This window comes from Candidatus Limnocylindrales bacterium, from assembly GCA_035559535.1.
Taxonomy (GTDB): domain Bacteria; phylum Moduliflexota; class Moduliflexia; order Moduliflexales; family JAUQPW01; genus JAUQPW01.
The window spans coordinates 77,712-104,687 of the sequence record DATMBG010000051.1 but is presented as its reverse complement, the minus strand read 5'-3'; the positions used below and the strand labels follow the sequence as shown (position 1 = coordinate 104,687).

At 44.7% G+C, this 26,976-nt stretch carries 23 protein-coding genes; 10 read left to right on the top strand and 13 right to left on the bottom strand.

The window, feature by feature from the left end; translation table 11 throughout:
- The first annotated feature begins 211 nt into the window (after positions 1-211).
- The 10 genes from VNM22_18965 to VNM22_18920 all read left to right on the top strand — a co-directional run bounded on the left by VNM22_18965 (position 212) and on the right by VNM22_18920 (position 12,508).
- Positions 212-1,396 carry a glycosyltransferase family 4 protein gene (locus VNM22_18965; protein HWP49245.1) on the top strand — a complete coding sequence of 395 codons (1,185 nt, stop codon included), beginning with the start codon at positions 212-214 and terminating at the stop codon, positions 1,394-1,396.
- Positions 1,397-3,427, top strand: a complete 2,031-nt coding sequence (gene asnB / locus VNM22_18960; protein ID HWP49244.1) for an asparagine synthase (glutamine-hydrolyzing) — start codon at positions 1,397-1,399, stop codon at positions 3,425-3,427.
- A gap of 136 nt (positions 3,428-3,563) precedes the next feature.
- Positions 3,564-4,562, top strand: coding sequence for a radical SAM protein (locus tag VNM22_18955; GenBank protein HWP49243.1), 999 nt, complete (start codon positions 3,564-3,566; stop codon positions 4,560-4,562).
- A gap of 40 nt (positions 4,563-4,602) precedes the next feature.
- A complete protein-coding gene (locus VNM22_18950; protein ID HWP49242.1) occupies positions 4,603-5,406 on the top strand; it encodes a class I SAM-dependent methyltransferase in 804 nt (267 codons plus the stop codon).
- A gap of 76 nt (positions 5,407-5,482) precedes the next feature.
- Positions 5,483-6,472 (top strand): NAD-dependent epimerase/dehydratase family protein, encoded by a 990-nt coding sequence (locus VNM22_18945; protein HWP49241.1) that lies wholly within the window; start codon positions 5,483-5,485, stop codon positions 6,470-6,472.
- Positions 6,473-6,549: 77 nt separating this feature from the next.
- Positions 6,550-7,506: a lysylphosphatidylglycerol synthase transmembrane domain-containing protein gene (locus VNM22_18940; GenBank protein HWP49240.1), complete on the top strand. Its 957-nt coding sequence runs from the start codon at positions 6,550-6,552 to the stop codon at positions 7,504-7,506.
- 202 nt (positions 7,507-7,708) lie between these two features.
- Positions 7,709-8,650 carry a cyclase family protein gene (locus VNM22_18935; GenBank protein ID HWP49239.1) on the top strand — a complete coding sequence of 314 codons (942 nt, stop codon included), beginning with the start codon at positions 7,709-7,711 and terminating at the stop codon, positions 8,648-8,650.
- Positions 8,651-8,990: 340 nt separating this feature from the next.
- Entirely contained in the window at positions 8,991-10,028 is a 1,038-nt protein-coding gene (locus tag VNM22_18930; GenBank protein ID HWP49238.1) for a permease, read from the top strand.
- 65 nt (positions 10,029-10,093) lie between these two features.
- The gene (locus tag VNM22_18925) at positions 10,094-10,846 is read left to right on the top strand and encodes a TIGR03943 family protein (protein HWP49237.1); all 753 of its coding nucleotides are present in this window, start codon (positions 10,094-10,096) and stop codon (positions 10,844-10,846) included.
- A 78-nt stretch (positions 10,847-10,924) separates the two neighbouring features.
- Positions 10,925-12,508, top strand: coding sequence for an Ig-like domain-containing protein (locus VNM22_18920; protein ID HWP49236.1), 1,584 nt, complete (start codon positions 10,925-10,927; stop codon positions 12,506-12,508).
- A 13-nt stretch (positions 12,509-12,521) separates the two neighbouring features.
- Here VNM22_18920 and VNM22_18915 read toward each other — a convergent pair whose 3' ends face one another.
- The 13 genes from VNM22_18915 to VNM22_18855 form a co-directional block, all read right to left on the bottom strand.
- Positions 12,522-13,100 carry a BON domain-containing protein gene (locus VNM22_18915; GenBank protein HWP49235.1) on the bottom strand — a complete coding sequence of 193 codons (579 nt, stop codon included), beginning with the start codon at positions 13,098-13,100 and terminating at the stop codon, positions 12,522-12,524.
- 252 nt (positions 13,101-13,352) lie between these two features.
- Positions 13,353-14,492: an ABC transporter substrate-binding protein gene (locus VNM22_18910; GenBank protein ID HWP49234.1), complete on the bottom strand. Its 1,140-nt coding sequence runs from the start codon at positions 14,490-14,492 to the stop codon at positions 13,353-13,355.
- Positions 14,493-14,597: 105 nt separating this feature from the next.
- Positions 14,598-14,924, bottom strand: a complete 327-nt coding sequence (locus VNM22_18905; GenBank protein HWP49233.1) for a hypothetical protein — start codon at positions 14,922-14,924, stop codon at positions 14,598-14,600.
- 303 nt (positions 14,925-15,227) lie between these two features.
- A complete protein-coding gene (gene galT, locus VNM22_18900; GenBank protein HWP49232.1) occupies positions 15,228-16,250 on the bottom strand; it encodes a galactose-1-phosphate uridylyltransferase in 1,023 nt (340 codons plus the stop codon).
- A 93-nt stretch (positions 16,251-16,343) separates the two neighbouring features.
- The gene (locus tag VNM22_18895; protein HWP49231.1) at positions 16,344-17,387 is read right to left on the bottom strand and encodes a Gfo/Idh/MocA family oxidoreductase; all 1,044 of its coding nucleotides are present in this window, start codon (positions 17,385-17,387) and stop codon (positions 16,344-16,346) included.
- Positions 17,388-17,575: 188 nt separating this feature from the next.
- Positions 17,576-18,493, bottom strand: coding sequence for an exonuclease domain-containing protein (locus VNM22_18890; protein ID HWP49230.1), 918 nt, complete (start codon positions 18,491-18,493; stop codon positions 17,576-17,578).
- Between the two features lie 18 nt (positions 18,494-18,511).
- The gene (locus VNM22_18885; GenBank protein ID HWP49229.1) at positions 18,512-19,708 is read right to left on the bottom strand and encodes a phosphoglycerate kinase; all 1,197 of its coding nucleotides are present in this window, start codon (positions 19,706-19,708) and stop codon (positions 18,512-18,514) included.
- Between the two features lie 90 nt (positions 19,709-19,798).
- Positions 19,799-20,575 carry a ChbG/HpnK family deacetylase gene (locus VNM22_18880; protein HWP49228.1) on the bottom strand — a complete coding sequence of 259 codons (777 nt, stop codon included), beginning with the start codon at positions 20,573-20,575 and terminating at the stop codon, positions 19,799-19,801.
- A gap of 133 nt (positions 20,576-20,708) precedes the next feature.
- The gene (locus VNM22_18875; protein HWP49227.1) at positions 20,709-21,446 is read right to left on the bottom strand and encodes a hypothetical protein; all 738 of its coding nucleotides are present in this window, start codon (positions 21,444-21,446) and stop codon (positions 20,709-20,711) included.
- A gap of 696 nt (positions 21,447-22,142) precedes the next feature.
- Complete coding sequence (locus VNM22_18870) at positions 22,143-22,865, bottom strand: S8 family serine peptidase (protein HWP49226.1); 723 nt, start codon at positions 22,863-22,865, stop codon at positions 22,143-22,145.
- A 15-nt stretch (positions 22,866-22,880) separates the two neighbouring features.
- The gene (locus VNM22_18865) at positions 22,881-24,593 is read right to left on the bottom strand and encodes an ABC transporter ATP-binding protein (GenBank protein ID HWP49225.1); all 1,713 of its coding nucleotides are present in this window, start codon (positions 24,591-24,593) and stop codon (positions 22,881-22,883) included.
- Positions 24,594-24,813: 220 nt separating this feature from the next.
- The gene (locus tag VNM22_18860; protein ID HWP49224.1) at positions 24,814-25,818 is read right to left on the bottom strand and encodes a U32 family peptidase; all 1,005 of its coding nucleotides are present in this window, start codon (positions 25,816-25,818) and stop codon (positions 24,814-24,816) included.
- Positions 25,819-25,922: 104 nt separating this feature from the next.
- Positions 25,923-26,858: a hypothetical protein gene (locus VNM22_18855; protein HWP49223.1), complete on the bottom strand. Its 936-nt coding sequence runs from the start codon at positions 26,856-26,858 to the stop codon at positions 25,923-25,925.
- Positions 26,859-26,976: the final 118 nt, after the last annotated feature.

Here is a 26,976-nt window from a genome sequence, read left to right as displayed (position 1 = left end):
AATTCCTCTACGAGAATTCCTAATCCTTTCCTAGGCATTGCGACGTGGAAATTTCCTTTCATATGCCTATTTTCTTCTTGACATTGACCTTTAGCCGGGTTAATTTCTAACAGCGTGAAAAGAAGATAGCCTGGGGTTAGAAGGAAGTTTTTAACCAGATAGCCGGACAAAAAGCTCCTTTGAACAACTCTTCTACGTGAGCCTAAAGCCTATGAAGATTCTCATGGTTGCACCAGAGCCCTTTTTTCAACCGAGAGGGACCCCTTTTAGTGTGTACCACCGTTTAGAAGCCCTTTCTAAACTGGGTCATCAGATAGACCTGGTTACTTACCCCTTGGGTAAGGATGTTTTCATAGATCAAGTTGAGATTTATCGCTCCTGGAAGCCCCCCTTTGTAAAACGGGTAAAAATCGGCCCCTCCTTCCTAAAGCCGATTTTAGATATTTTCTTGTTTATCAAAGCAACGGTTCTGCTGATGAAGAAGAAGTACGACTGTATTCATACCCACGAGGAAGGAACTTTTTTGGGAGCCGCTTTAAACAGGATTTTTAGATATCCCCACGTCTATGATATGCATTCCAGCTTACCGGAGCAATTTTTTAATTTTGGGATCATCCGTTCGCATCGGATTATTCGGTATCTGGAATTATTCGAGCGCTGGGCTCTAAAATACTCCAGTATTGTCATTGCCATCTGCCCCTATTTACAGGAAAAAATAAGACGGATCATGCCGGATAAGAAGACGGTCCTCATTGAAAACATTCCTAACTTAACGGAAGATGCTTTCTTGGGAAAGGATGAGGAAGTTAAAAGATTAAAGAAAGAGTTAAATCTGGAACATCAACTGGTTATCCTTTATACAGGAACTCTGGAGACCTATCAAGGAATTGAGCTTCTCTTAGAAAGTGCCCGATATGTTACCCGACATGTTAAAGATGTTAAGTTTCTTTTGGTAGGAGGGACCGAAGATCAAATGAAAACGTTACTGGAGTTGGCCGACTCTCTCGGTGTGCGAGAATCGGTCCTGTTCATAGGACAGAGACCTGTTGAAGAAATGCCCAGTTTTATCCAGTTAGCAGATATTTTGGTGTCACCTCGAAAAACGGGAACAAATACGCCCCTTAAAATTTATACCTATCTCAGTTCTGGTAAACCCATTGTTGCCACAAATCTTCTAACCCATACTCAGGCTCTTAATCCAGATGTAGCCGTATTGACGGAACCCAATCCGGAGGATTTTGCCCGGGGAATTCTTAAACTCATTCAGGATCCTTCCCTCAGAGCTAGATTAGGTCAAAATGCCCTCAAATTAAGTAAGACAAAATATAGCTACGAAGTCTACCTCTCCCGAACGGCCGAAGTATATGACTATATCCTGATGAATTCAAAGCGATGAATGAGCTGTAAATGGACCCCTCATTCACCGCTTCATTACCCTACTAAATTGTGCGGAATTGCAGGCATAGTAAGTTTAAATCCTCGATATAAGATTGAGAACAGAGATCTTCAGAGGATGTGTGAGGTCATTCGCCACCGTGGCCCAGATGATGAGGGCTTTTACCTGGAATACCCCATAGGACTCGGAATGCGCCGTTTGAGTATTATTGACCTCGAAGGTGGACATCAGCCCATGTCCGATGAAGATAAATCCCTATGGATAGTGTTCAACGGGGAAATCTACAATTTTCAAGAAATCCGAAGAGAATTAGAAAAAAAAGGCTATCGCTTTCGTACTCGAAGCGATACCGAAGTTATCCTGTACAGCTACAAGGCATATGGAGAGGAATGTGTAAGACTCTTTCGGGGGATGTTCGGCTTTGCCCTCTGGGATAAAAAGGAAAAAAAACTGATCCTCGCACGAGACCCCTTGGGAATTAAGCCTCTTCATTACTATCTGGATGCCGAAAAGCTGATTTTTAGCTCTGAAATAAAATCCATTTTAACCTGTAAAGGAGTTTCTCGTGAGCTTAATTTTAAAGCCTTAGATCGCTATCTAACTTTTGAATACATTTTTGCTCCTGAGACCATTTTTCAGAAAATCTACAAACTTCCTCCGGCGCATATATTGGTCTGGTCGGATAAGGGGTTGAAGATTAAGCCGTATTGGGATATAGAGTGGGAGAGTGAGGATATGGAAGCCGGGAATGGGATCACCCAGGGGGAGGGTCTTGAGGGTGTTTCTCCATCTTATCCCCTTGCCTCTGCACTTTCCAGAAAAGAGGAGGAGTATGCCGAACAACTTTATGCGGTATTAAAAGAGTCGGTGAAACTGGAACTGATCAGTGACGTTCCTCTGGGAGCTTTCCTCAGTGGAGGGATTGACTCGAGCTCTGTGGTAGCTCTGATGAGCCAGATGTCAGATCGCCCGGTAAAAACTTTCTCCATTGGATTTGAAGATCAATCCTATAACGAGCTTGATTACGCCAGAAAAGTAGCCAGGCATTTTGGGACGGATCATCACGAATTTATTTTAAAACCGAATATTGAGGATCTGGCCATGACGCTGATGGATTATCTGGATGAACCTTTGGGCGATTTCTCCATTTTTCCCACCTATTTGGTTTCTAAAATGGCCCGGGAGCAGGTAACCGTTGCCCTCTCTGGAGATGGGGGGGATGAGCTTTTTGCCGGTTACGATACGTATATTGCAAACCGTATAGGAGAATATTACGAAAAAATTCCGGGTTTTCTCCGTAACCACCTTATAGCCAGGTGGCTTCACCTTATTCCCCCATCCCAAAAAAAGAAAGGGATCCTTAACCTGGTCAAACGTTTTGTAGAAGGAGCTGAACTTCCTCGCTCTTTAATGCATGCCCGCTGGATGACCTTTCTAAAGCAAGAAGAAAAATCCCGGCTTTATACCGACTTCTTTAAAAAAGAACTGGCAGACGAGACTCCCGATAAGTCCCTTCAATATTATTTTGATCAAACTCGACCCCGGAATCCCCAGACTCCGGGATTTCCGGATCCTTTAGCCCGTCAGCAATACGTAGATTTAAAAACCTATCTACCCGATGATATCCTCACCAAAGTAGATCGGATGAGCATGGCTACGTCTCTAGAAGCCAGAGTACCTTTGTTGGATCATAAGGTGGTAGAATTTGCATTTAAAATTCCCAGCGAGCTAAAATTAAGGGGTTTTACAACCAAATATATCCTTAAGAAAACCATGGCAAAATTCCTTCCCAGGGAAGTTATTTACAAGAAGAAGCAGGGTTTTAGTATTCCCATCAAAAACTGGTTACGGGCTGAACTAAAACCCCTTCTTTTGGACCTCCTGTCCGAGACACGGATCCAAAAAAGGGGCTATTTTAACTGGAAACATGTAGACCGGTGGATTCAAGAACATCTCCACGGGAAAGAAAATCATAGTCATCGGTTGTGGGCTTTGATGGTTTTTGAAATGTGGCATCAGCGATATCTGTAGGTTGCCCGTTCCCCGTTGTCTGTTGTTCTTTGCCACAGAAATACAGAGAGGGTACAGGGTAAAATAAAACGAAGGTTTGTCTCCGGATTCTCTGCATTTGTGTGGCTACCCTGGACAACAAACAAGGGACCCATTTATGACTAAATTCACTCGCTATGTTACCTTAGGTCGTATGGCCTGGAACTACTGGATTCGGAAGGTGAAACCGGATTATCTTCCTATGCGTCTTTGGGTAGAACCCACCAGCGTCTGTAATCTGCGTTGTGTAATGTGTCCTCAAAGTTTTGGGAGGCGCTTTGCCAAAGGGTATATGGAGTTTTCCCTGTTTAAGAAAATCATCGATGAAGCGAAAACCTTCGTTTATGATGTGAATCTTCACCATACCGGCGAACCTACCCTTCACCCCCGGCTCCCCGAGATGATTCGGTATGCCAAGGAAAGCGGTATTTATACCCGCCTCCATACCAATGCCACCTTGCTCAATGAAGAGCGTGCCCGAGCTTTACTGACCTCAGGGTTAGATCTTATTTCTTTTTCTTTTGACGGTTATGAAAAAGAAGAATACGAGAAAATTAGGGTACGATCGGATTTTGATGAGACCTTAGGGAATATTCTCAATTTTTTGCATTTGAAAAAAAAGTTAGGTCAGACTACGCCGTATACGATCTTTGAGGTCATTGATTTTTCCGGTGAAGCCAGGGACGCAGAAAGACAGAAGAAATTCCGGGCGCAGTTTGCAGGTCTTCCCTTAGATCAACTCATTATTAAAGAACCCCACAACTGGGCTGGAAGCTACGAGATAAAAGACCATGTTCCAAGTTATTATACAGATTATTATTCCCCGTGCACTTTTCCCTGGTACGCTTTGGTTATTTTTTGGAACGGGAAAGTAGCTCCCTGTCCCCAGGATTTTTACGGTGACTTAGATATGGGAGATGTCAACAAATCTTCGATCAAGGAAATCTGGAATTCGGCTCCCATGATGGAACTTAGAAGACTCATGAAAGAAGGTCGGGGCCATGACCTTTCTCCCTGCTCTGGTTGTGATATGATTAAAAGAAAAACCTTTTTAGGCGTTCCGACTTTAAACCTGAAAACCTTTCTCAAAGAAAGCGTGTTAGGATACAAGGGATAAGAAGAGTCTGGCGCATTCTCCTGACCCTCTGGTTCATCCAATGGAAATGGAAAAAGTCTGGCAATTGGAAGTTGCAAAAAAATCTCTAAAGAAGCAAAGTAAACTTAGAGCGATGGATACGTTTCTTGAATCGACTTCAGGAAAAAAATGCCTGGAGATTGGATGTGATACCGGGGTAACCAGTTTTTTTCTTAGAAAGCGGGGAGGTGACTGGATAAGTGTAGATGGAGATAAGGAAAAAATAGAAATTGCTCGAAAGCTGGTTGGAGATACGGTCTTTTTAACAGATGGAAGAAGCTTAAATTTTGCGGACGCAACCTTTGATTGTGTGGCGGTCATAGACTTTCTGGAGCACATCGAAACAGATCAGGAATTTATTAGGGAAATTTATCGGGTTCTTAAGCCTTCTGGAAGCCTGTATGTAACCGTACCCCACACCCGAGGGGGAAAAGACCTGATCCTGAATCGGCTCCGATGGTGGCTCGGCTTCAAACCTTCGGACTATGGGCATGTACGAAAGGGATATTCCCTGGAAGATTTATGCACAAAGCTGGAAAAAGGAGGCTTTAAAGTAACGGGGTATACCACCTTCTCAAGGTTTTTTTCGGAATTGATCGAACTGGTGGTCAACTACAGTTATATGTTTATTCTCAACAAGGGCCAGCATAAGGGAAGCCTGAAAGGAGGTATAGCGCCCTCCTCTCCAGAAGATCTGAAGCAACATCAGAAGTCCTTCAAGCTCTACTCTTTAGTTTATCCGGTCTTGTGGGTTATTTCACGGCTAGATGAATTCATTTCCTTTACACCCGGCTATATTTTAATGGTTTCGGCAAAGAAAGCTTAAGATACCAGGAGTCAGGATTCAGAATTCAGAATTTCTTACTCCAGTTCCCGGTTTCTGACTTCTGAATTCTTGCCATATGAAAATTCTGGTTACAGGTGCATCAGGTTTTCTAGGTAAACATCTCGTGCGGAGTTTACTGGCCGATAGGCATGAAGTTATTTCCTTTGTTCGACCGACCAGTAACATGGAAGAACTTCGAAAAATGGACACCGAAGTGGTTTACGGTGATATTCGGGATAAAGGATCTATTGAGAGGGCTTTAAAGATCGGACGTAATGTAGAAGTGGTTTTTCATCTTGCCAGTATACTGACGCCGGTGAACGTTTCAAACTCCCTGTATTGGGATATTAATTATCAGGGGACTCAGAACTTACTGGAAGCCTGTCGTTATGCCGGTTTAAGGGCCCTTGTCCATTGCAGTAGCGTAGGAGTTATGGGAACTCTCTCTGAAATTCCATCCCGTGAGACTTCTCCCTGTGCAGCGGATAACGTCTACGGGAAAAGCAAATACCAGGCGGAACTCCTCGCCTTAGAGTATGCAGAGAAATATGAATTACCGGTCTCAGTTATAAGACCTGCCTGGATCTACGGACCTGGAGACCGACGCACCTATAAGCTTTTTCATGCCATTGCAAAACATGTCTTTCTCATGATCGGAACCGGAGAAACCCTCGTTCATCCCGTGTTTGTAGAGGACGTGGTTCAGGGGCTTAAACTCTGTGCCCAGCATCCGGCTGCAGTAGGGGAGGTTTTTATCATAGCCGGGGCTCAATCCGTCACACTCCGTCAACTCGTGGATACCATCGCCGAAGAGTTAAATGTGAAAATCCCCAGACTCAAAATTCCCGTCTGGTCGGCTCGATTTGTAGCGTCGGTTTGTGAAAAAGTATTTAAATGGATCCATTTACAACCTCCTCTCCATCACCGACGACTTGACTTCTTTTTAAAGAACCAATCCTTCGATATCTCAAAAGCCAGAGAATTTCTAGGGTTTGAGCCCAAGGTAGACTTAAGAACCGGGATCCGAATTACCCTGAATTGGTATAAGGCTCAGGGATGGCTTTGAGGTAAAAAAAGCCTGGGAGAATAGGAGAATGGAAGAGATACGCTCCCATTACCTCAGACTCCTACCCTCCTACTTTTGTGTTAATACTCAAATGTATCGTCAGCTTCCTGCTTCTTTCCTTCCTGTTATATAAAACAGATTTAACTCTCATTGGATCCGCCCTTAAGGCGGCGAATCCATTTTGGGTCATAGCCGCCTTTTTACTGCATATCATCGGTTTCCTGCTCAGTGCCTACCGCTGGCAAATTCTCCTTGAAGCTCAAGGCGCTAAAGTTCCCTTGGGATTTCTAATAAAATCTTACCTGGTTGGCATCTTTTTTAATAATTTCTTGCCCTCCACCATAGGTGGGGACGTAGTTCGGGCTTATGATACCATTCCCTACACCTACTCCGGAACCAAATCCTTAACCATCGTCATGGTCGAACGTCTGACAGGAATGTTTGCCCTGGGACTTTTTGCCCTGGTTGCTCTGTTCTTCGGCTTTTCGGTCTTTACGCAAATCCCCATGGTCTGGCTGGCTCTCAGTGCTTTACTTGTTTTATTTGTAATATTTATTGCAGCCCTTCATCCCCGTGTCCATAAGTTTATCAATGCCTTTCTAGAACCTGAGAATGGAGGGGCTTTACAACCTTTTTTTACCCGGTACCCTTTTTTAAATAAAATCACAGAGAAATTAAAAAAACTGTTAGGAACCCTCTCCATTTATCAACAGAACAAACGAGTTTTGATCATAGCATTCTTTTTGGCCATTCTTCTCCAGGTTAATGTTATTTTCCACTTTTACTTCCTTTCGTTTGCTTTGAACCTCCCGGTTCCCCTGCTATATTACTTCCTTATTATCCCGGTTATTACGGTAGTTCTTTTACTACCTATTTTTATTAATGGAATAGGCGCCCGGGAGGCTGTCTATATATTTTTCCTGGGACAGTTTCAGGTAACCCCAGCTCAGGCTATTGCATTTACCTGGATTACCTTTGGTATGGTACTTTTTCAGGGAGTTATAGGTGGGATTATCTATGCCTTGAGACGATAAAAAACTCTTCCTATTCTAAAAAACTTATGAAACCCTGAAACGCAGAAGAAGTGGAATAAGTCGGAAGAAATTTTTATTGACAGAACTCCTCCTACCTGCATAAGCTGGATATTGGCTGGTATCTTACCAGTCGGACATTTAATTCTTCAGTTTAGTCTATCGACCACTAACCCTTTTAGATAAATCTGAAGGAGGTTTTCCTATGAATCGAAAAAAATTTCTCGCAAGCTTAATCGGTCTCATGATGGTTTTAAGTTTTTCCCTGATCAATTCATCCTCTTTTGCTGCAGAGATGTCTGCAGGTGAAGCCATTGCGGCGGCTATTGCCAACGGTGAAATTGTAGATTTGACCGTTCTTATCGCAGAGAATTACCCTGCACACTGGCCGACCCATAACCAGTTCCAAAGATGGACCTTCAACTGGTTCCAACCTATCAAGGGGAAGTATGAAAACAACTTAGCCCAAAGCGTGTTTCCTTACTACGGCCAAAGAATGATCATCGATGAGCATACGGGAACTCAAATTGACTTCCCGGCACACTTCATTCCACCCAAGGGAAGCGGTCTCCCCTTTGAGGGAGAAGCAGGTTCCCTGACTGGTTCAAACTATCCTCTGGAGCGCCAGATGGGGCCTGTGGATGTTATCGATGTTCGAAGCATTCTGGATAAAGCTGAAAATGGAAAAAGCCCTGCCATCACTGTGGATATGATTAAAGACTGGGAGAAGAAGAATGGAGAGATTAAACCGGGTGAAGTGGTCGCCTTTTACAGCAGTTATAGCGATAAGTATTATAAACCTTTCCCTGAAGGAAACCGATTGGCCTTTGATCCTTTAATCACCAAAACTGCTCCGGGTTGGCCTGCACCAACTCCAGAAGTTATGGAATATCTCCATAGCAAAGGAGTATGGCATGTGGCAACAGATGGACCCAGCATGGGACCGGTAGAAGCCGGCCAACCTACCCATGTTGCCGGTTTGAAATATGGAATGAGCTGGACCGAACTCTGCACCAACCTGGGAAAACTTCCGGCCCGGGGCGCTTACTTTATCAGCCTCCATGCTAAAATTGTGGATGGAAGCGGAGGAATTGCACGGGCCATCGCCATTAAAAGCAAAGGGGTTAAAGGGGTAGGTGAACAGTAGAAACCCACTAAATTTATCCTGCTTCGCTTGCCCTTGCAAGGAGTTACAAGAAAAAGTTTTCTGCTTTTCTACCTGTCCCCTTTGACGAAGCCAGATAGTTTAGATTAGAGTCCTTACAGAGGTAAAGCCCGACTATCGGGGAAAATCCCCTTCTGTAAAGGGGATTGTGAATTCAAGCACGGGGATAGTCCAGAAAAGTAACCCTGGACTCATCTCCGTGCTTGAGTATATTATTAAAATAAAGAGTTTTATTTGTTCTCTATTTTATTAATAAGAGAGTTTTTATCTCTCATTCGATACACATGAGAGCTTATTCTGGCCTTCCTGTGTTTAGGTCATCATGATTGCTTCCAGCTCCTCTATACAAAGAAGTCATACTTTTCTGAAAGTACTTTTATCCCTTATCATACCCCTCCTCGGCATCCGACTCCTCGGTTTTATAAATATTCTTCCAACCCAGGGTTGGACCAGAGAGATACTTCTAAGGGCCCAGGATGGAGTAACCATCTTTCTGGGGATTATGATCGAAGCCGTTCCTTTTCTTCTTCTCGGTGTTGTGGTCTCAGCTCTGATGGGGGTTTATGTAAAAGAAGAGGTGCTTCTTAAGTATTTACCCAAAAATCGATTTCTCTTGCTTATCCTGCTGAGTTTCATGGGAGCTGTTTTTCCGGTTTGTGAATGCGGCAATATCCCGGTAGCCCGAAGGCTTATTCTTAAAGGTCTCCCGGTCGCCGGAGCAATTACATTCCTCCTGGCAGCACCGGTTATCAATCCGGTGGTACTTCTATCCACCTGGGCAGCCTTTAGTTTTGATACCCGGATTGTATTCTATCGCTTTGGTTTTACCCTGCTGATTGCCGTAACGATCGGATTTTTATTTAGCTTCAATCGTAAACAGGAAGAGTTTCTTCAGGAAGAAACCCTCTTGCTTTGTGAGCACTCTGGAAATTTTACTTCCTCTAAGGGTTTTAAGGAGAAAATGAGTCGGGTGCTCCACATTATTTACACAGAATTTTTTGAGATGGGTCAGATTCTTGTTTTGGGAGCTGCCATCGCAGCGCTTACCCAGACCCTGGTTCCCAGAGAAGTTCTTCTTAAACTCGGTCAGGGCCCGATACTCTCCATTATTTCCTTGATGATCTTAGCCTTTGTTATTTCGATTTGCTCTACCGTAGATGCCTTTTTTGCACTTTCCTATGCAAATACGTTTACCAATGGCTCTCTACTTGCCTTCTTAGTTTTCGGACCGATGATGGATATCAAAAGTACTCTGATGATGTTGACAACCTTTAAGGTAAAAACCGTGGTATGGATCATAATTTTAAGCGCCCAACTGACCCTTCTCTTGACTTTGTTTTTAAATCTCAGGATCGGGTAATTCCTCTCTGGTGTCCGTTGTTTTTTATGATCCGTTAGATAATGGACACCAGGTAATGGATGATCATGAAACCGTTTTTTACCAAACGCCGAATTGATTTCTTGATTTTGGGAGGATATGGTGTTTATTTAATCTATGGGTATTTCACGCAAATCCTACAGTTTTACATTCATCCTTCATACTTTACTTTAACCCTTTGGGCAGGGATCTTTCTGGTAGGGGTAGCAATCCTGGGGTTCACCTGGAATCATCCCGGTGCGGCAGATGAACTCGATCCTCATCACCGGGAATCAGAAGATTCTTTACATGCTAGCGTGGCTTATCTGTTGATTTTACTTCCGTTGGCGGTAGGTTTTCTCCTGCCCCCGCAGCCTCTCAGTCTGGCTACGGCTAATCAGCGGGGCGTTGATTTTAACAATCTGACCATTTCCCGTGATGAAGGCAAAACGGTTCAATTCTATCGAAATACTGAAGAATTTACCATTAAAGACTGGATTAAGTTATTTAATACGGACCCGGAACCCCAGCACCACGTTGGAAAAAAGGTTAAAGTCATCGGATTTGTCTTCCGTCGAGATGATAACCTCCCCAAAGATTCGTTTTTACTTTCTCGATTCGTTGTAACCTGTTGTGCCGTAGATGCCAGACCCATCGGCCTTCTGGTACGCTATAACGCCCATCAAGAACTGGAAGAAGGGAGTTGGGTGGAGGTTCAGGGTACCTGGGATGTAGGAGAAATTGCCGGTAAACGGACGAATTTTATTCGCCCTGTTCAAGTCGTTAAAACCCAACGTCCGGCCCAACCATATCTTTATTAATTCCCATATGGGTCCCTGTCTGGGTCCCTCCTTTTTTCCTCCCCAACGGACCCCGGACTCCGGACCCTAGATCCTATCTTGAATTTTGATCGGTTCATTTTAGCCACCATGGGACTCTTAGCACTTCTCATCCTTCTTCTGATCGCTTCAGGCGATCAGACCAACCTGGAGATTCTGGAAGTAAGCCCTCCCAATGGAAGCCAGGAAGTTCCCATTGGTAGTCAGATTACAATCCTCTTTAATCGTCCGGTTGATGCCAAAAGTATTGAGCGTAGTTTTAACCTGAATCCACCGGTAGACGGCTATTATAGTGCAGTCGGGCGAAGATTTGCCTTCACACCTAAATATAGTCTTACTTCTGAGACGACTTATACCCTGACCCTCCAAAAAACTGCTAAAGATTTGGGAGGAAGGGAAATGGAGAAAGATTTTACACTCCAGTTTCGTACCAAAAAACAATACCTGGCTTATTTAAGCAGGGAGGGAGGAGAGACCGGGCGGATTTACCGTATTCATCCGGATAGTGGGGAAAAATGGCCTTTGACCGAGCCAGATGAGCCTGTCAAGGCCTTTGATATATCATCCGATGGAAAAATCCTGGCCTATATCGTAAAAGCCCAGGATCCCTCTCAATCGGATAAACTTTATTTAAAAAATCTGGAAAGTGGGAAAAAGCAGGAAATTTCGGTTATCTTAAATAGCTCTGATTCCATTAAATCCTCCGATGGTACTCAACATCCAGGTTCAAAAATCCTTGAAATTTCCACCCCACAATTTTCACCCGATGCCCGATATTCCCATAACCTTGAACGTTCCAATGGTACTGAAAGTTCCTGGGGGAGAGGTTTCCTTGGATTTACCGGGATGATCACTCAAGACGGGTCCACATATTCAAATTGGGAGGTTTATCTGGCTAACTTAGGAGAATCCCCTCCGCAAGCTGTCAAATTTGACGTGGGTCGAGAAATAAACCAGGCTGCGGCCTCCGGTTTGATCATAGAGGCTTTGATAAAATCCATTGTTACCGTCCATTTGAAACAAGACACCTTTCGATTCTCCCCGGATGGGAATGCCCTGGTTTTACGGGATAAGGTCGGTGATTTCAGTCTGGTGACGCTTACCAAAGACAATATAACCATTTTAGGGCCCTATCTGGAAGTGGGTAACTTTAATGCGAGGGGAGATCAAATCGCTTTTGTAGATGTAAAACCGGAGGATCCAGAATTAAAAGGGAAAATCCTCATTCATCCCTCTACAGGGGAGGTTAAAGAAATTTCAGATTCTTCCTTCGATAACATGGATCCCCGCTTTGCCAACCGATACCCTACCAAAATTGTTTATGCAGCGGGAATTAAAGTTTCCAATGGAGTTAAAATATATCATCTGGAATTGTTGGATTTAGAGAATAAAAACCGGCAGAACCTATCAGCTCTTCTACCTTCTGGAGAACCCTTCTCCTTTAGTGACGAACACCCTGCCTGGTCACCTGACGATCAATGGATTGCCTTTGAGCGTTTTTCCAGAGAAGAACTTGAAAAAACCTCCAATCCTTTCCTCATCAAGAAGGTCCATAAGGGAGGTGAGATATGGATGATAAAGACCGATGGAAGCCAATTTCAAACCCTGGGAGTCCGAGGAACCAATCTGGTCTGGTTTCCCTGATTTGCCGCCTTCATTAGATTTCAACCGGAAGGATCGAGATGAGATCGATGACCTTAACTACATCTTCAATTTTTTCAACTAATTTGATGGCTATTTCTTTTTCCTTTTCAGATCTGACCTTACCCACCACCACTACAACACCGTTACACGTATCCACGTTAATAACCGATAAAGTTCTCAAGCTTTCAATCTTATCAACTGTCAGGATAGTTCTGACCTTAGCCGTGATCAGAGCATCTTTCAAATGATCTGAATAGCGAAGATGAGAACAATCCTCTCCCAACTCTTTATAAGTAAGTAAGATATCTCGAACGCCTGTTACCCCTTTAATGGAAATCACTGTGCTTAAAATAAGATCTTTTTCCTCTTGAGATTTAACGGCTCCACTGAGGGTGACAACTCCTTCTTCGGTATGGATACCGATATACCTGGACATAATCCTTTTGTCATTCCATAAAGCTGCTTTTACTTTAGCCGTGATCCAGGCATCGCTTACCTTTTCCTTGATCATTTCTTTTTTATCTCCGGCAAAACCTGGAATTTGCAAGATTAGTAAAAAAATCAGAAGCACAAGCACAAGTATCCATCTCACCTTCAAGAACCTTCTCAGTTCATATCTGACCATAGAAACTGTAAGGTACCTAAAATTTTCCACGCAGGGTTACTAAAAGTATGGGAGTATGGGAGTATAGGGGGGCGGGAGTATGGGAGTGTGGGAGATAAAACCCCCATACTTCCATACTCCCATACTCCCACACTTCTATACTTCTACACCCTCATACTCCCATACTTTTAGTGATCCTTCGTAAGTAGTGTTTTCTTTGTGTCTTTATACCTCCAGGGGTTAATCTTTCTCCTCGAGCACGGTCACCAGGGTTGGTTTTCCTCCCTCGATTCTGGCTACGTAAAACCGATGGACCCCGTTATTTTTCTCGTCGAAGGTATAATCGGCCATAACTCCTGGGAAGCCTTTCAGTTGTTTTAATCCGGTTTTGATTCCTTCTCTACTAGCCCCACCTTTTTTTGCAGCTTCAGCCAAAAGAAGGACTGCGTCGAAATATTGAGCTGCAATGACATTGGGTTCAGTCCCATAACGTTTTTGATAGTCCACCGTCCAGGCCTGACGTTGCGGTTCTTGAAGTGCCGGAATGTACTCGGTCACAATTAAAACGCCATTGGCAGCTTCTCCGGCTTCTTCGAGAACTCTTTTTACACCAAAGTCTCTGTGGGCAACAATGGGAACTTGAATGCCTAAAGCTTTTACCTGCTTGAGGAAGGGCCCTCCTTCGGCAGTCTCACCCAGTGCGATAATGGCCTGTACAGGATTGGATTTGACTTTTTCCAGTTGAGGCTTGAAATCTTTATCACCCGGCTTCCAGGATTCGCGAACCAGGGGGGTAATTCCATACTTTTCCTGGAGAATCTTGACGACCATCTCGGCCCTTGTATTATGAATACCCGTACTATCATGAAGGACCGCCAGGTTCTTTAACTTTAAATCCTCTACCACATATTGAGCTATAAGGTTGGTAAGCAGGTTATCGCTGGCTCCTACCCGGAAGATCCAATTTGCATTCTCTGTGGTTCTGGGACTGGTCCCTCCTGTAAGATAGGGAATTCCCTGCTGTTCCACAACATCTTTACTGGCCATAACGAAACGGCTGAAGAGTTCTCCGATTACTGCGACCACTTGAGGGTCCTGGACAAGCTTCTTTATAGCTTCAACGGCTCCCTGTTCTGTATCCTGGTCATCTTCGTAAACAACCTCTAAAGAAGCCCCATTAATTCCACCCTCTTTATTCAAATCCTCAACGGCCATCTCAACACTGTTTTTGATAATCCGTCCAATGGGAGCCCGCTCCCCACTCAAAGGAGCCAGAACCCCTATCTTTATAGATTTTTGCTCCGCCCAAAGCCAGGTTCCAAAGACCATGAGAAAACAAGTTAAAAGAGAAAAGATTACCAATCGATTCGGTTTCATCATTTAATCTCCCTGTTGTCAAATTGTCCTGAAGTTGTAAAAATCATAACCGTCAATTCTAGGTTTTACAGTTGATCTGTCTGCTTGTCAATACCTTTTCCGTGAGATCTAAAGTACAAATTTAATCTTTGGATGAAAGTTGAAGATTTTTTCCTTTTGAACTCCCAGGAGGTCTACCAGGTTTTGACGTAATATGGCTTTAAGATGGTAAAATACGAAGACTAACGGATCATCCCAAAGCTTGAAACCCCTGCCGGTGATCTTTTCCCCGTTGTCCGGACTCATCCAACATCCGGGTTTACCGGTTAAGGAGTGAAAGGCTTCGATTAAAGATTCCCTGGGAATCCCCAATATCTGTAGAATTTCGGGGGCAACCGGACAGTAGAACCTATCGGCATGGACAGTATCCCTTGCCAGTGGAATGTCATCAAGCATAATTAGATAAGTTCCAGGCGGCATATCTGTATCATTCTGCGCATTTGTACATTGGGTACTTGAGCCCCCATTATATCCCCCTGCATGTGGGAGGAATTAACAAGGCTTTTTTCGATTTTTTCTTTATCCACATAGGGGGAAACCGATAGATAGCTACTTATAGACAGGGCATCTACCCAGCACCAATAAGTAAGGATATGGGCAGGATTTCATCTGTTGGCACGTCCGAATAAATCGGCAGCAATTTGGAACTCGTTCTGCCAGTACCACTTAAAGTAAGCCTCGGCAACCTTCTCAGGGTTTTCAAGTGTTAAATCCTGTTTCAAGGTGGGGAAGTTGAACGGATCGTAAAAAGGCAGCACTCTCCTCTGGGAAAGTCGTATTAATATACATGCCGGAGCCAAGCTCAAACCCTGCGGCTTTGGTTAATCTGGGTACAATACTGATATACCAGTGGTAATACTCAACGGCTTTTTCTTTATATGGAACGGACCGAATGACATAATTAAAATCGGGATTTTCTAATCCATGGTACAGCTTTGCTAATACAAGTTTTAGCACCCTCGATAAATCTGGAATTTCCTCATCTTGGAGCTCTCCGAAGCTGGCCTGATGATTTTTCGGAAATATCCAGGTATGGAAAGGTGAGAGGGCTGCGTAGGGAATAAAGGCTAAAAAATGAGGGTTCTCTGCGATAACTCTCACCTGATCCTGACGTTCATCCTGGAGAGTTCTGCAAAAGACGCATTCACCGGTATCATCAAAATATCGAGCCGCTTCCTCCAGTCGGTTACGGACTTGATAGGGTGTAAGTGGGGTCCCAACAAGCTGGGAATGAGAATGTTCCAGGGAAGTTCCTGCACTTTCCCCATGATTCTTGAAGAGAATCACCTGCTCAACCCGGGGGTCTTCACATACTTCCCGGTAACGGCGCTTATAAGCCTGTAAAATTTTCTCCACGTGTGTTTCTGGAAGTAAAGCTGTGGTAAGATTATGGGAGGGGGTTTCAATGATAACGTCGTGAATTCCAACACCGGATACAGAGCGTTTAATCCCGTTTACCTTTCTTTCACAGATTCCCTCCCGGGAAAGAGCAGCAAATTTATTAGGAATGACCCGAATCAACCAGGATTCTTTTTCCTCTAATCTAAATACCTCTGGTGGTGTCTGGTCTTCATTTCCTGGACAAAACGGACAGGAGGGGCTAAACTCGGGAAGTACTTTCTTAGTCGGTTCTTTTTTGGCAAAATCCTCAGGTCTTTTAGCCCTTTCCGTTGCTATAATAACCCATTCCCGGGTGACGATGTTTTGTCGAATTTCCGGCATAATCCAGTTCTTCGTCCATTGCTCGCGGTTAGGATCATTATCCCTTACGACAGATACCATCACGGGCAATGAACGAAGAGCCAGGGTAGGTCTTTAGGATTCCAGGGGCAGAGTAATTCGCTGTCCCGTTTCACCGGCTCGAGCCACAGCCTCAACAAATTCCATGTATCGAAGTCCTTCATAAAAATCCGGAGATACCGGCTTTCCCTCTCGAACCGCATCTATGAAGTCTTGCTCAACGGTCCAGGATTTTTCCAATTCTTTGGGAATATCCATAGTTTTGAGCTCTTTATCCCCCTTTCGGGCTCCCAGGATCGTATCCCCTTGAATATGATAAACCAGAGTCCCTTCGCTTCCATAAAGCTCGATGGTATCCGACGGAGCGAATCGGGCCACTCCACTGAGATGATAGACCCCCTGGGCACCGTTTTCCAATTCGGCCAGGATGGTTACAGAATCGGGGATCCGGACGGTATAAGGTTTGCCTGTTTCCGGGTGGGTCCGGGTAGGAATAAAAACTTTGTTGTTCGCCTGAACACTTCGGGTGTATCCGACCCAGCGATTCAAAACCTCGTTGTAAATCCCGAGAGCCAGCACATTATAGCCGGATACCTCGATTTCCTGTCGCCAGTGGACCGGTTGATCGGGATCTGCAAATTGAGCGGACAGGCTTGTCAACCGAACATGATAAAGCTTTCCCAGGAATCCCTCAGAAATTAGCTTCCGGATAAAGCGATCTCCTTTCATTCCGTGGGGTGGTGGACACAGCATGGTTACCCGATCGGTTTGCCTGGATTTTTGGTACATGTTTTTGGCCTGCTGATAGTTCATGGCCATCCTCGCCTGGCAAAATACATGCTTCCCGGCTTCCAAAGCCGCCAAAGTGATCGGCTCGTGCATATAGGGGGTGGTACCAATCCAGATAATATCCAACTCGGGCATTTTGATAACTTCTTGCCAGTTATCCATCACCCTTGGAATATTAAAATCTCGAGCAACTTTCTCGGCAGTTTCCCGTCGTCGATTGGAGACAACCACAACCTCAACTCCCTCTATTTTCTTTAAATTGGGAAGATGACGTTGCCGAACAATATTACCTGCTCCAATTATTCCGATCTTGAGCGTTTTTGAAGGCATAAGAATCAGAAATCAGAAGTCAGAAGTTAGAAGTCACAAGATTGAGTCTTTCACCCCCCCTTCGGGTTATCGACTTCCAAGTCCGGACTTCTGTTCTTTGTGAAGATTTTCTCTCTATATTCTGCATGAAATGGAAAGTCGGAAGGTTATTTTAGGGACCCTCCTGGGGTAGAAAAAAGTGACCCCGGTTAAAAATCCTTTTCCCTTGAATCGGTGGCACTTTTGATGAATGGATACTCCGTGAGGTTAAGCCGTACAATACGATCCAGTCTAAAAGTCCTTATTTCCCGGCGAAGATGACAATAAGCCCGAAGGTAAACATATGGACCTCTCTGTGCAAGGAAGTAAGGATCGATCTTTCGGATACCGGGTCTTTTCTGACCTTCTGGAACATACTCTATAAAGAGAGATCTTCGTTCTTGTAAAGCAATTTCCAGGGCCTCCAGGAGTTCTGGAGGGTAGGAGATTAAATCCGAATTTATCTGAGCCGGAAAGAGATAAGGGGGGCCGTGATATCTCAGAAGATATTCAAAATCTTCCCCATGCCGTCTTTTTATTTCATCTAAAAAAATCCAGAGTACATCCCGCGTAGTCAGAGAATCTCCAAGTCCCCGATGAGCTCCCGGGTAGAAGATTTGAAATCGTTGGCGTAATTCATCCAGGCTATGGCGTGAGTATTGTGGGTAGAGTTTTCTGGAAAGAATAAGGGTATCAATCAGAAGATTGGGAAGAGGGGCCAACCCCTGTTCATACACAGCCGCGGCTAAAAAACTCAAGTCAAACGGAACGTTATGGGCAACCAATATGGCCCCCTCAATAAACTTTAAGAAAGCAGGAAGAACTTCCCGGATCAAAGGGGCATGGGCTACCATTTCATCGGTGATTCCATTTACTGCGGTAGCCCCTGGAGAGATCGGATGTTGGGGATTAATCAGGGTGCTAACCTGGCCTAACGTCGTATTCCCTTTAACCTTAACGGCCCCTATTTCGCAGATATGGTCCCCGTAAATCGGACTCATTCCCGTGGTTTCAAAATCAAAAATCACAAAGGTGATTTCATCGAATTTCATGGAAGCCAGCGTAGCGTTGTTTGATTTAAAAGTCAATAAAAATTACAGTGTATCTTATTTATCTGTTAATGCAGCAACCCCCGGTAAGACTTTTCCTTCTAAAAATTCCAGAGAGGCTCCCCCACCCGTGGAAATATGGGACATTTTATGGGTTAAACCGGCCTTTGCTACAGCCGCTGCAGAATCTCCTCCCCCTACAATGGAGATAGCCCCCTTCTCCGTTGCTTCAGCCATGGCCCTGGCAATGGCCTCCGTTCCTCTGGCAAATTTATCAATCTCGAATACTCCCATGGGTCCATTCCATAGCAGGGTTTTTCCTTGATGGATAATCTCGGTAAATTTAGCAATCGTTTGAGGCCCGATATCCACACCAATCATATCTTGAGGAATTTCATGGATGGGAACGACCCGGGTAACTGCAGTCTCGGATAATTCGTCGGCTACCACACAATCAATGGGAAGTAGCCACTGGGCTCCTCCCTTTTTATCCTGATTCAAGAGTTCTCTGGCCAGTGGAATCTTATCACTCTCCAGTAAAGATTTTCCGATTTCAAATCCTTGGGCTTTAAGGAAGGTAAACATCATCCCACCGCCTATAAGGAGATAATCCACTTTGGGCAAAAGGTTTCGAATGACGTCGATCTTCCCGGAGATTTTTGCACCACCCAGGATGGTTACAAAAGGTTTTTCCGGATTTTCTAAAGCTTTCCCGAGAAATTTAAGTTCTTTCTGCATCAGATAACCGGCTGCACATTTTTTAAAGAATTTTGTAACCCCTTCTGTGGAGGCATGGGCCCGGTGGGCAGTTCCAAAGGCATCGTTTACATAAACATCTCCGAGTCTGGCAAGCTGCCGGGCAAAGGTTGGATCGTTGGCCTCTTCTTCTGGATGAAACCGCAAATTCTCTAACATGAGAACCTCTCCAGGCTTCAGGGAATTCACCATCCTTTCGACCTCCTCTCCAACACAATCCGGAGCCATATAAACCGGAATTCCCAAAAGCTCAGAAAGCCTCTCGGCTACAGGTTTCAAACTCAGGGAAGGATCTCGCTGGCCCTTGGGTCTTCCTAAATGGGACATAAGAATCAATTTTCCCTTATCCCGAAGAATTTTTTGAAGGGTCGGTAAAGTCTCTCTAATCCGGGTATCATCGGTAATCTCTCCCGCTTCATTGAGAGGAACGTTAAAGTCGACTCGAATCAGCACTCGGAGTCCCTTAAGATTAAGGTCATCTACGGTTAATTTAGACATAATTGAGATTTGACCAAAAAGACCCAAGGCATCAAGGTTCACCCAAAGAGGAGGAAGTATCTTTTCATAAATCTTAATGGCCTGGTGTCTTTATGGCCGATTAATAAATGAAAAATCCACCAGTTGAATTCCTTGTTTCTTAATTTCTTCCTGAACCTCCGGGTCACAGAAAGACCTCAACTCAACCTCCCGCTGTTGATTATAAAACATACCAGGAATCGGCTCCGGGACGTACCCGGGATGGCACATTATCTCGGTTACTCCAGGTTGAACCTGGATGAGAGTGGTCAGGAGTTGCTCTTTAGTCCAGTAAGGTCCTTCCGGTAAAGCACCCCCCATGAAGAAATCGGTAGTAACCAATCCATTTTCTTGAAGTACAGTCCTCATCCCAGAGTTGATGGCACGAACCGGTATTCGATACTTTTTTGCTACTCTTATAAGGGGATTTAATACCGTCGGATATTTATGGGCATGTTTATGGACATCTATATGGGTGGGAGGCTTCTGAAGTAGCCTTAAAAATCGCTCAACTTGTGCTTCCAACTCCTTTTGGATTTCCTCAGATTTCCTGGGATAGACCGACTCGCCTTCCGGACCTAGAAAGGAGGGATCAGAGTGAAAAAATCCTTTTTCATCGATCAGGCTGGGAACTTCCTCCGGAGAAGAGACGGGAGAACCCCAGGTAAGGTTAAAATGTAGTCCAATTCCAACCCTTGTTTTAAGGAGTTCCGGAAGTTCTCCCACATGAGGGGAATTAATCAGAACGGTAGTACTGGTCACAATGCCCTCCCGAACAGTTTGAAGAATCCCTCGACTGACTTCCGGTGTCAATCCAAAATCATCTGCGTTGATAATGAGATATTTCATGGGTAATCTGAGGAAAGTCAGCTAAAAGTCATCTTATCTGATAAGGGTATAGTTTTAACTTGAAAAGTCAAGGTATTCTTTGTGAAGGACAGGTGAAAGAAAAGTTAATCTCTCGCCTGCAGGAAGAAGGGTCTCAAGATGGGTTAACTTCTGAGGAGAGGTTTTTTTCATCCAGATAAACGGTAAAAAGCGCTTTTATATCCTCTAAATAATCATCCTTGATAGAAAGAGAGGTTATGGAAGCGAAGCAGCTCAGGCTTGCAAGGGCATTAAGACTGGCATCCTTAGGACAAATACTCGCCAGCCGGCGAGAAAAATCTTGATTTACTTTTATAATCTCCTCATAGATATGGACCAGATTCTTGATTTCCCAATCGGGTTTCTTCCCTTCTCTGTATAAAAAATATTGGGCCAACAGGTACATGGAAATAGCCCGATACTTGGTCTCTTCCAGGGAAGAAAAAGGAAGATGCGTATAGGCCATGGGTCTTAGTTTATTCAGGATGGGACAGCCACTGGTAACCATGATAAGACCGATTAAAGAACTGAGACCCTCTTGAAGGGGAGTCCGGGTATAATACTCCCGGACTTCGGTATATATTCTTACCTCAGCTTCTTCAAAAGATAAAAAGTCCTTGAAAAATTCAATGACTTCCGACAGATTTACCGCTACAGGGCAATAAGGATGTTGTTCTGGATGGAGTGGACAGTTGGAACACTGATGGTGGGTTAATACCGTCCATTCGGGATAGGATGGCTTTGGTTCAGATTCCAGGGCCAGAGTAGGACCTGATAAGTTAAGGGAAAATTGTTTTTGAACTCCGTTTTTTAGGTTAAATTCGTAGTGTATGTGAAGGATTTTTTCTGTCATGGTTGGAAGGTCTCTCCATCTTATCCCAAATCCCCTTTAAAATAGGTTATAAACTTTACGTCCTCCCTTTGTTCGCTCTGGATGTGTCGAAGGACCAATACCTTTCATACCTCGGCAGGCCTATCCCGGGGGTTTATCCAGGGATTCAGCCTAAACGTGACCCGGCTTATGGTTCCTTTCAAACTTGAATGGATATGAAAGTAGCCCTTTTATCTTTATCCCCCCGCACGCAGGGGGAATCGAATAGAAAATCTATACTTTCACAGTTCTTGATCCCTAGCCCCCGAAGGACCATGAAAAATGGAAAAATATGGAATGTAGGAGAATTTGCTCTCCTATATCAAGGTAACTATAACAATGTAGTAGGTGTCACTTTTTCTGTCTGAACACCCCCCATCCTCCTGGAGGGGGAATAGGGGGTGTTTCTTTTTCCATCTACTAAATTGATATGGATACTATATCAATCGAGACGATTAACCTACTTCCCCCCTTCTCCTGCTTTTATACCCTCTTCGTGGATAAACGAAATCACTAAGTTACTAAAGAATGCAATGGTAGGTCAAACGTCCCAGTTGATGATAGGTTAACCGTCCCGGTTGATGATATAGGATCTAAAAAATAGATAAAAAAATTATAATGGTTCTTGGAATTGTTGTAAAGAAATATTTACCTACGGACTATCTTGTGAAATTTTTATTAAAAAGGGGGACGGCTATGGGAGATGAGAATCTCCTTTACTTGCAGATAATCTGCTGTGGGATATTTCTCTACGATGCGGGCCATGAGAGCTCCGATATGGGCTGATGCGAAGCTATGTCCCTTAAAATTTCGTTCTTGGGGAATTCCAGGAATCGGTCGGGGTTGTGGATGAGCTCGGAAGGGGATAGGGTGATCCTTTACATAAAAATAACCATCCCAGCCACAACGCTCATCTCCGGCTACACCGATCACATTGGGAAAAACAGCCGGATAACCGGCTTTCTGTTCTGGAAATCCCGAAGCGACTATCAGAACCTTTCGACTTGCCGCCTCATCGCAGAGGGCTCTTAAGGGGGTTTCGTGGTCCGGGTTAGAGGTTCCCAGACTGAGATTAATGATTTTCATGTCTGCCTGAAGGGCCCATTCTATAGCCTTCTTTAAAACCTCGATCTGGGTTTTTAGGATTCGATGAAATATTTTAACGGCATAAAGGTCCACGTCGGGTGCTTTCTTACGAAAAATACCGGCAAGAGCCGTGCCATGACCAATCTGATCCTGATAATTGGTTCCCCAGGAAATTTTACCCGTCCCGTCCAGGATCAGACTGATCCCTCCACTTACCCGTTTCACATGGGAATGAACCGGGTTAATACCACTGTCGATAAGGGCAACCTTCACGCCCTTACCGGTATAGTCGGAGAAATTAAAACTTTCAGGCATAGGCTTTCAGAGTTTTTAATCCAGGGTTTCAGGGCGCGGATCTCCTGTAGAACGATTCCGGGTTTGGACCTCTGCTTCATAAAGTTGCCGATATAATCCTTCTACTTTCAGGAGATCTTCATGAATACCCTGCTGAATGATTTGACCCTCATGAAGAACAAGAATTTGATGGGCATTCTGGACGGAAGAGAGACGGTGAGTAACGATAATGGTCGTTCGCCCCCTCATAAGCCCGGCCAGCATAGTCCGCACATATTGTTCAGACATCCAGTCTAGAGACGACGTTGCTTCATCCAGGATCAGAATCCGGGGGGATTTCAAAATGGCCCGAGCTATGGCAACACGCTGTCTCTCCCCGCCGGAGAGGCGAACGCCCCGTTCTCCTACGATGGTTTCATACTTCTGGGGTAAAGACTCGATGAAATCATGGATATAGGCTGCCTGGGCAGCCCGAATGACCTCTTCCCGGGAAGCACTGTTCTTACCGTATCGGATATTTTCCTCGATGGTGGCATGAAACAAGAAAGTCTCCTGGCCAACAACCCCTATATGATCGCGTAGAAATCGGATTTTCAAATCCCGAAGATCTATTCCATCGATCTTAATGGAGCCTTTTTGAGGATCATAAAAGCGGAGGAGGAGATCGATAAGGGTGGTTTTTCCCATCCCGCTAGGGCCTACAATGGCAACGGTTGTTCCTGCCGGAACACGAAAACTCACGTTTTGAAGGACCGGCTTACCCGGCTCATATTCAAAGGAAACCTCTTCAAATTCCACTTCTCCTTTGATACTTTCCGGTGAGATTGCCCCTTCCTTTTCTTTAACTTCGGGTTCCAAAGTCATCAACTCAAAGACCCTCTGGAGAGAAATCCGGGCTCTTTGCAGTTGAACATAGAGGCCCAAAAGACCTTGTAAAGGACCAAAAGCCCGGATGAGATAGGCTGAAAAAGCAATCAAATCACCCAGGGTCATACTTCCTGTAATGACCAAATGTCCACCATAGAGAAATACCAGGAGAGAAGTTGTAGGAAGGAGCAACCCGGAAATACCTCCGGAAAAGATGGAAAGCTTTTGGAGATCGAGAACTGCCTGAATGTAAGCTTCATGCTTCCTGGCAAACCTCTCTACTTCCAGTTCTTCAGCTCCAAAAGCTTTGATGAGCTTAATCCCCTGAAAGGTTTCTATCAAAAAACTCCCCAGATCGGCATTTCGATCTCGAATTTCTCGAGCCTTATCCGCTATTCTGGGACGAAAATATCGTAATCCCAGTGCAACCCATGGAAGAAGGAGGCTACTGACCAGGAAGAGCCTGTAGTTAAGCCAGAGGAGAAATCCAAGGGTGCCCATAAGGGTCAAGAGATTAGTGAAGGAACTGAGGAGGACATCGGTCGTAATTCGCTGAATTTCGGCCAGGTCGGTATTGATTCGGGCTAATATTTCCCCGATCTTGGTTCGGGTATAAAATCGCAAAGAAAGCCCTTGGAGATGCCGGTATAGGGCCATTCGCATATCGAAGAGAATTCGGGCCGAAATCCAGGTATATAAATACCGGTTTACACCGGCCAGCAGGAAACCGAGCAAGGCTATAACAAACATCCCGACGGTCAGAGTAACCAGGAGTTGCGTGTTTCCTTTGAGTAAGACTTCATCGATGAAAAATTTGGTAAAGAGGGGATAACCAAGCCCGAAGAGAGTGGCCAAGATGCTGAGGAAAAAAACCCCCAGCATTTTCACGTAATAAGGCCTGAGGAAATGGAGAAGGTGAGAGATTTTATCTAAGTGTTTGCTATCCGTTATGCGTTATCCGCCGTCCATTGTCTGTTGTCCATCCTATATCCCTTTGCATCTCATGGGGTCGTTATCACTCTTCTGTAAAGCAGGTTGGAAACCTGTCCTTCAGCTATGAAACACAGAGGAGGATTAGTCCATGGGCAACAGACCCTAGACTTTAGAACCTGTAATAACATGCCCATCTACTTGCACACAATTCTGGAGTCCCTTTTAATTTCTGGGCCTTTTCCCTTACTTTGTCTTCAGGCATTCCTGCTGCGACTTTATCTACGATGGATTTTACTAACTTAAGGCTGGCGAGTTTTTTAAAGGGAGAAGCTTCCCGTCCTACGATTTTGAGGGAGTGTACCCCGATCCTATAAAAATCCGGAATTGCGCAAATTCCACAGGGTCCTAAGGGAAATCCATTTTGAGAAAAGGTAATTCCCATTCCGTTGATAGTCCAGACCCAATTACGATAATCCTTGAGGTTTTCCTCCAGAAGCCGATTTTCATCCGGGCTGATCTTCCCATTTTCAGCGTAGAATGTAGAATCCCAATCTCGCATGCTGGTACAGAACGCCCCTACGGCATGGTGATGAGTCGTCTGACAATGTCCTTCTTCAAAGGCGCAACCATCATTCATCATGAAGGTTTCTAATTCCATGGTTCCTTGAAGGTTGGTGGCTATATCCTGAATTTCTTGAAGAGTTACAGCGCGGGGAAGAATCAAGCGGGTTGCTCCCAGTTCTTTATAGAAAGACACGGCTTCCGTGTTCAGGGCAGAGGCCACTGAGCTGATATGAATGGCCACTTTGAGATCCAGGTTTTTTAAGGCCAGCAAAAGGCCTAGATCGGTCACAATAAGGGCATCGACCCCGGCTTCCTCAACAACACTTTTAGCAAGGTCCAATACATGGGGTAATTGCTCCCGGGTATAGTGGGGCGAATTGAAAGTAAGAAACACCGGGACTTCACAACGATGGGCTTCTTGAACTAATCGGGCCAGATCCGATAAAGTTTCCAGGTTTGCACCCTTGGGACTTCGACGATTGAGCCAGATGGCTCCGGTAAATTTAGACAGCCACTCCCGAGGTACAAAACCACAATAAAGTTCTCCGGCCCCGTTGGCTACTAACATCTCCAACTCATCCGGGGATGTAATGGGTGCTGTAATTTTCATAAAGTTAGGTCCATTGCCTGTAGTCTAATACGGAAGTGGAAGAATGAAGAAGGGTACGGGGAGTTCATCCCCCTTCACCACGACCTTATAGACAACGGGCAACGTCACATTAATCCGGGTTGATAAATAATCCGGTGTATTCTCCCCCGGAGGGCTTCTTCAAAGGTGGAGGCCAACATTTCACTGCTATGGGTATAAAAAACCGTTGTCCCCTTTTGAAAATACTTCTGATCAACTTTGTTGACCGGCGAAGTATAATGTAACTCGGTGGTATATTCCTGGCATTCAAAGGAACACCTGATATCCACATCAAACTTTTTAGGTTTTGGGAGATGCAGGGAACCAATCATACAGACACGCCCGGTAGCTACAAAACCATAGGGAACGTAGACCGAGACGGTAAGACCGCTATCTGCCAGGCTGGAAAAGTTCATCCCCTGTAAAAGGACATCAAACTCTAAGGTCCTGACTCCCAATCCTGTCAAGAATTGTTGATAAAGGGTTGCAGCCATCGCAGGTTCATTGAGGGTTTTTATCACAGTCTCCGGAGCGGTCTGCTTATATAAGCCTGTTACCCTGGGATCCCGTAGCATTTTGTTCATCAGTCTGCCTAGGACCGGTTGTAATTCAGGATAGTTCCGTTTGAGCATTCTCAAAACGCCCCAGTCGTTTACAATAACCTCTGTGTGAGGGGCGGAGTCCGCAAGGAAATCCAACAGCGGCCTAAGTCGCTTGATCCCTTTATCGGTGACATAAGGGGTCACAAAAGAAAAATTAACTCCTCTTTCCTTGCAGTCTTCATAAACCCGTTTGAGCTTACCCAAACTTGGGATCAAATGCTGGCAGAACTCATTCCCGAAATAAACCCTTGTGAAGACCAAGGAGTTAAAGTATTTGGAAACCTGTTGGTAGAAAAGCCTCCGGTAAGGATTCAGCGGATCTTCGTCCTCCAGCTCTGTCTGGGAGATCCTTTGAAAGGTACCGAATTCTTCTAAACGGTTCAGATCTCCGGGTTCTTTGAGGAGAATGGCCCATTCCATAATGGAAATATGGAAGTATGGGAGTGTGGGAGTATGGGAGTGTGGGAGTATGGGAGGCTAAGTACTTATACGCCTATACCCCCACACCCCCATACTTCCACAACTTCCACACGCCCAT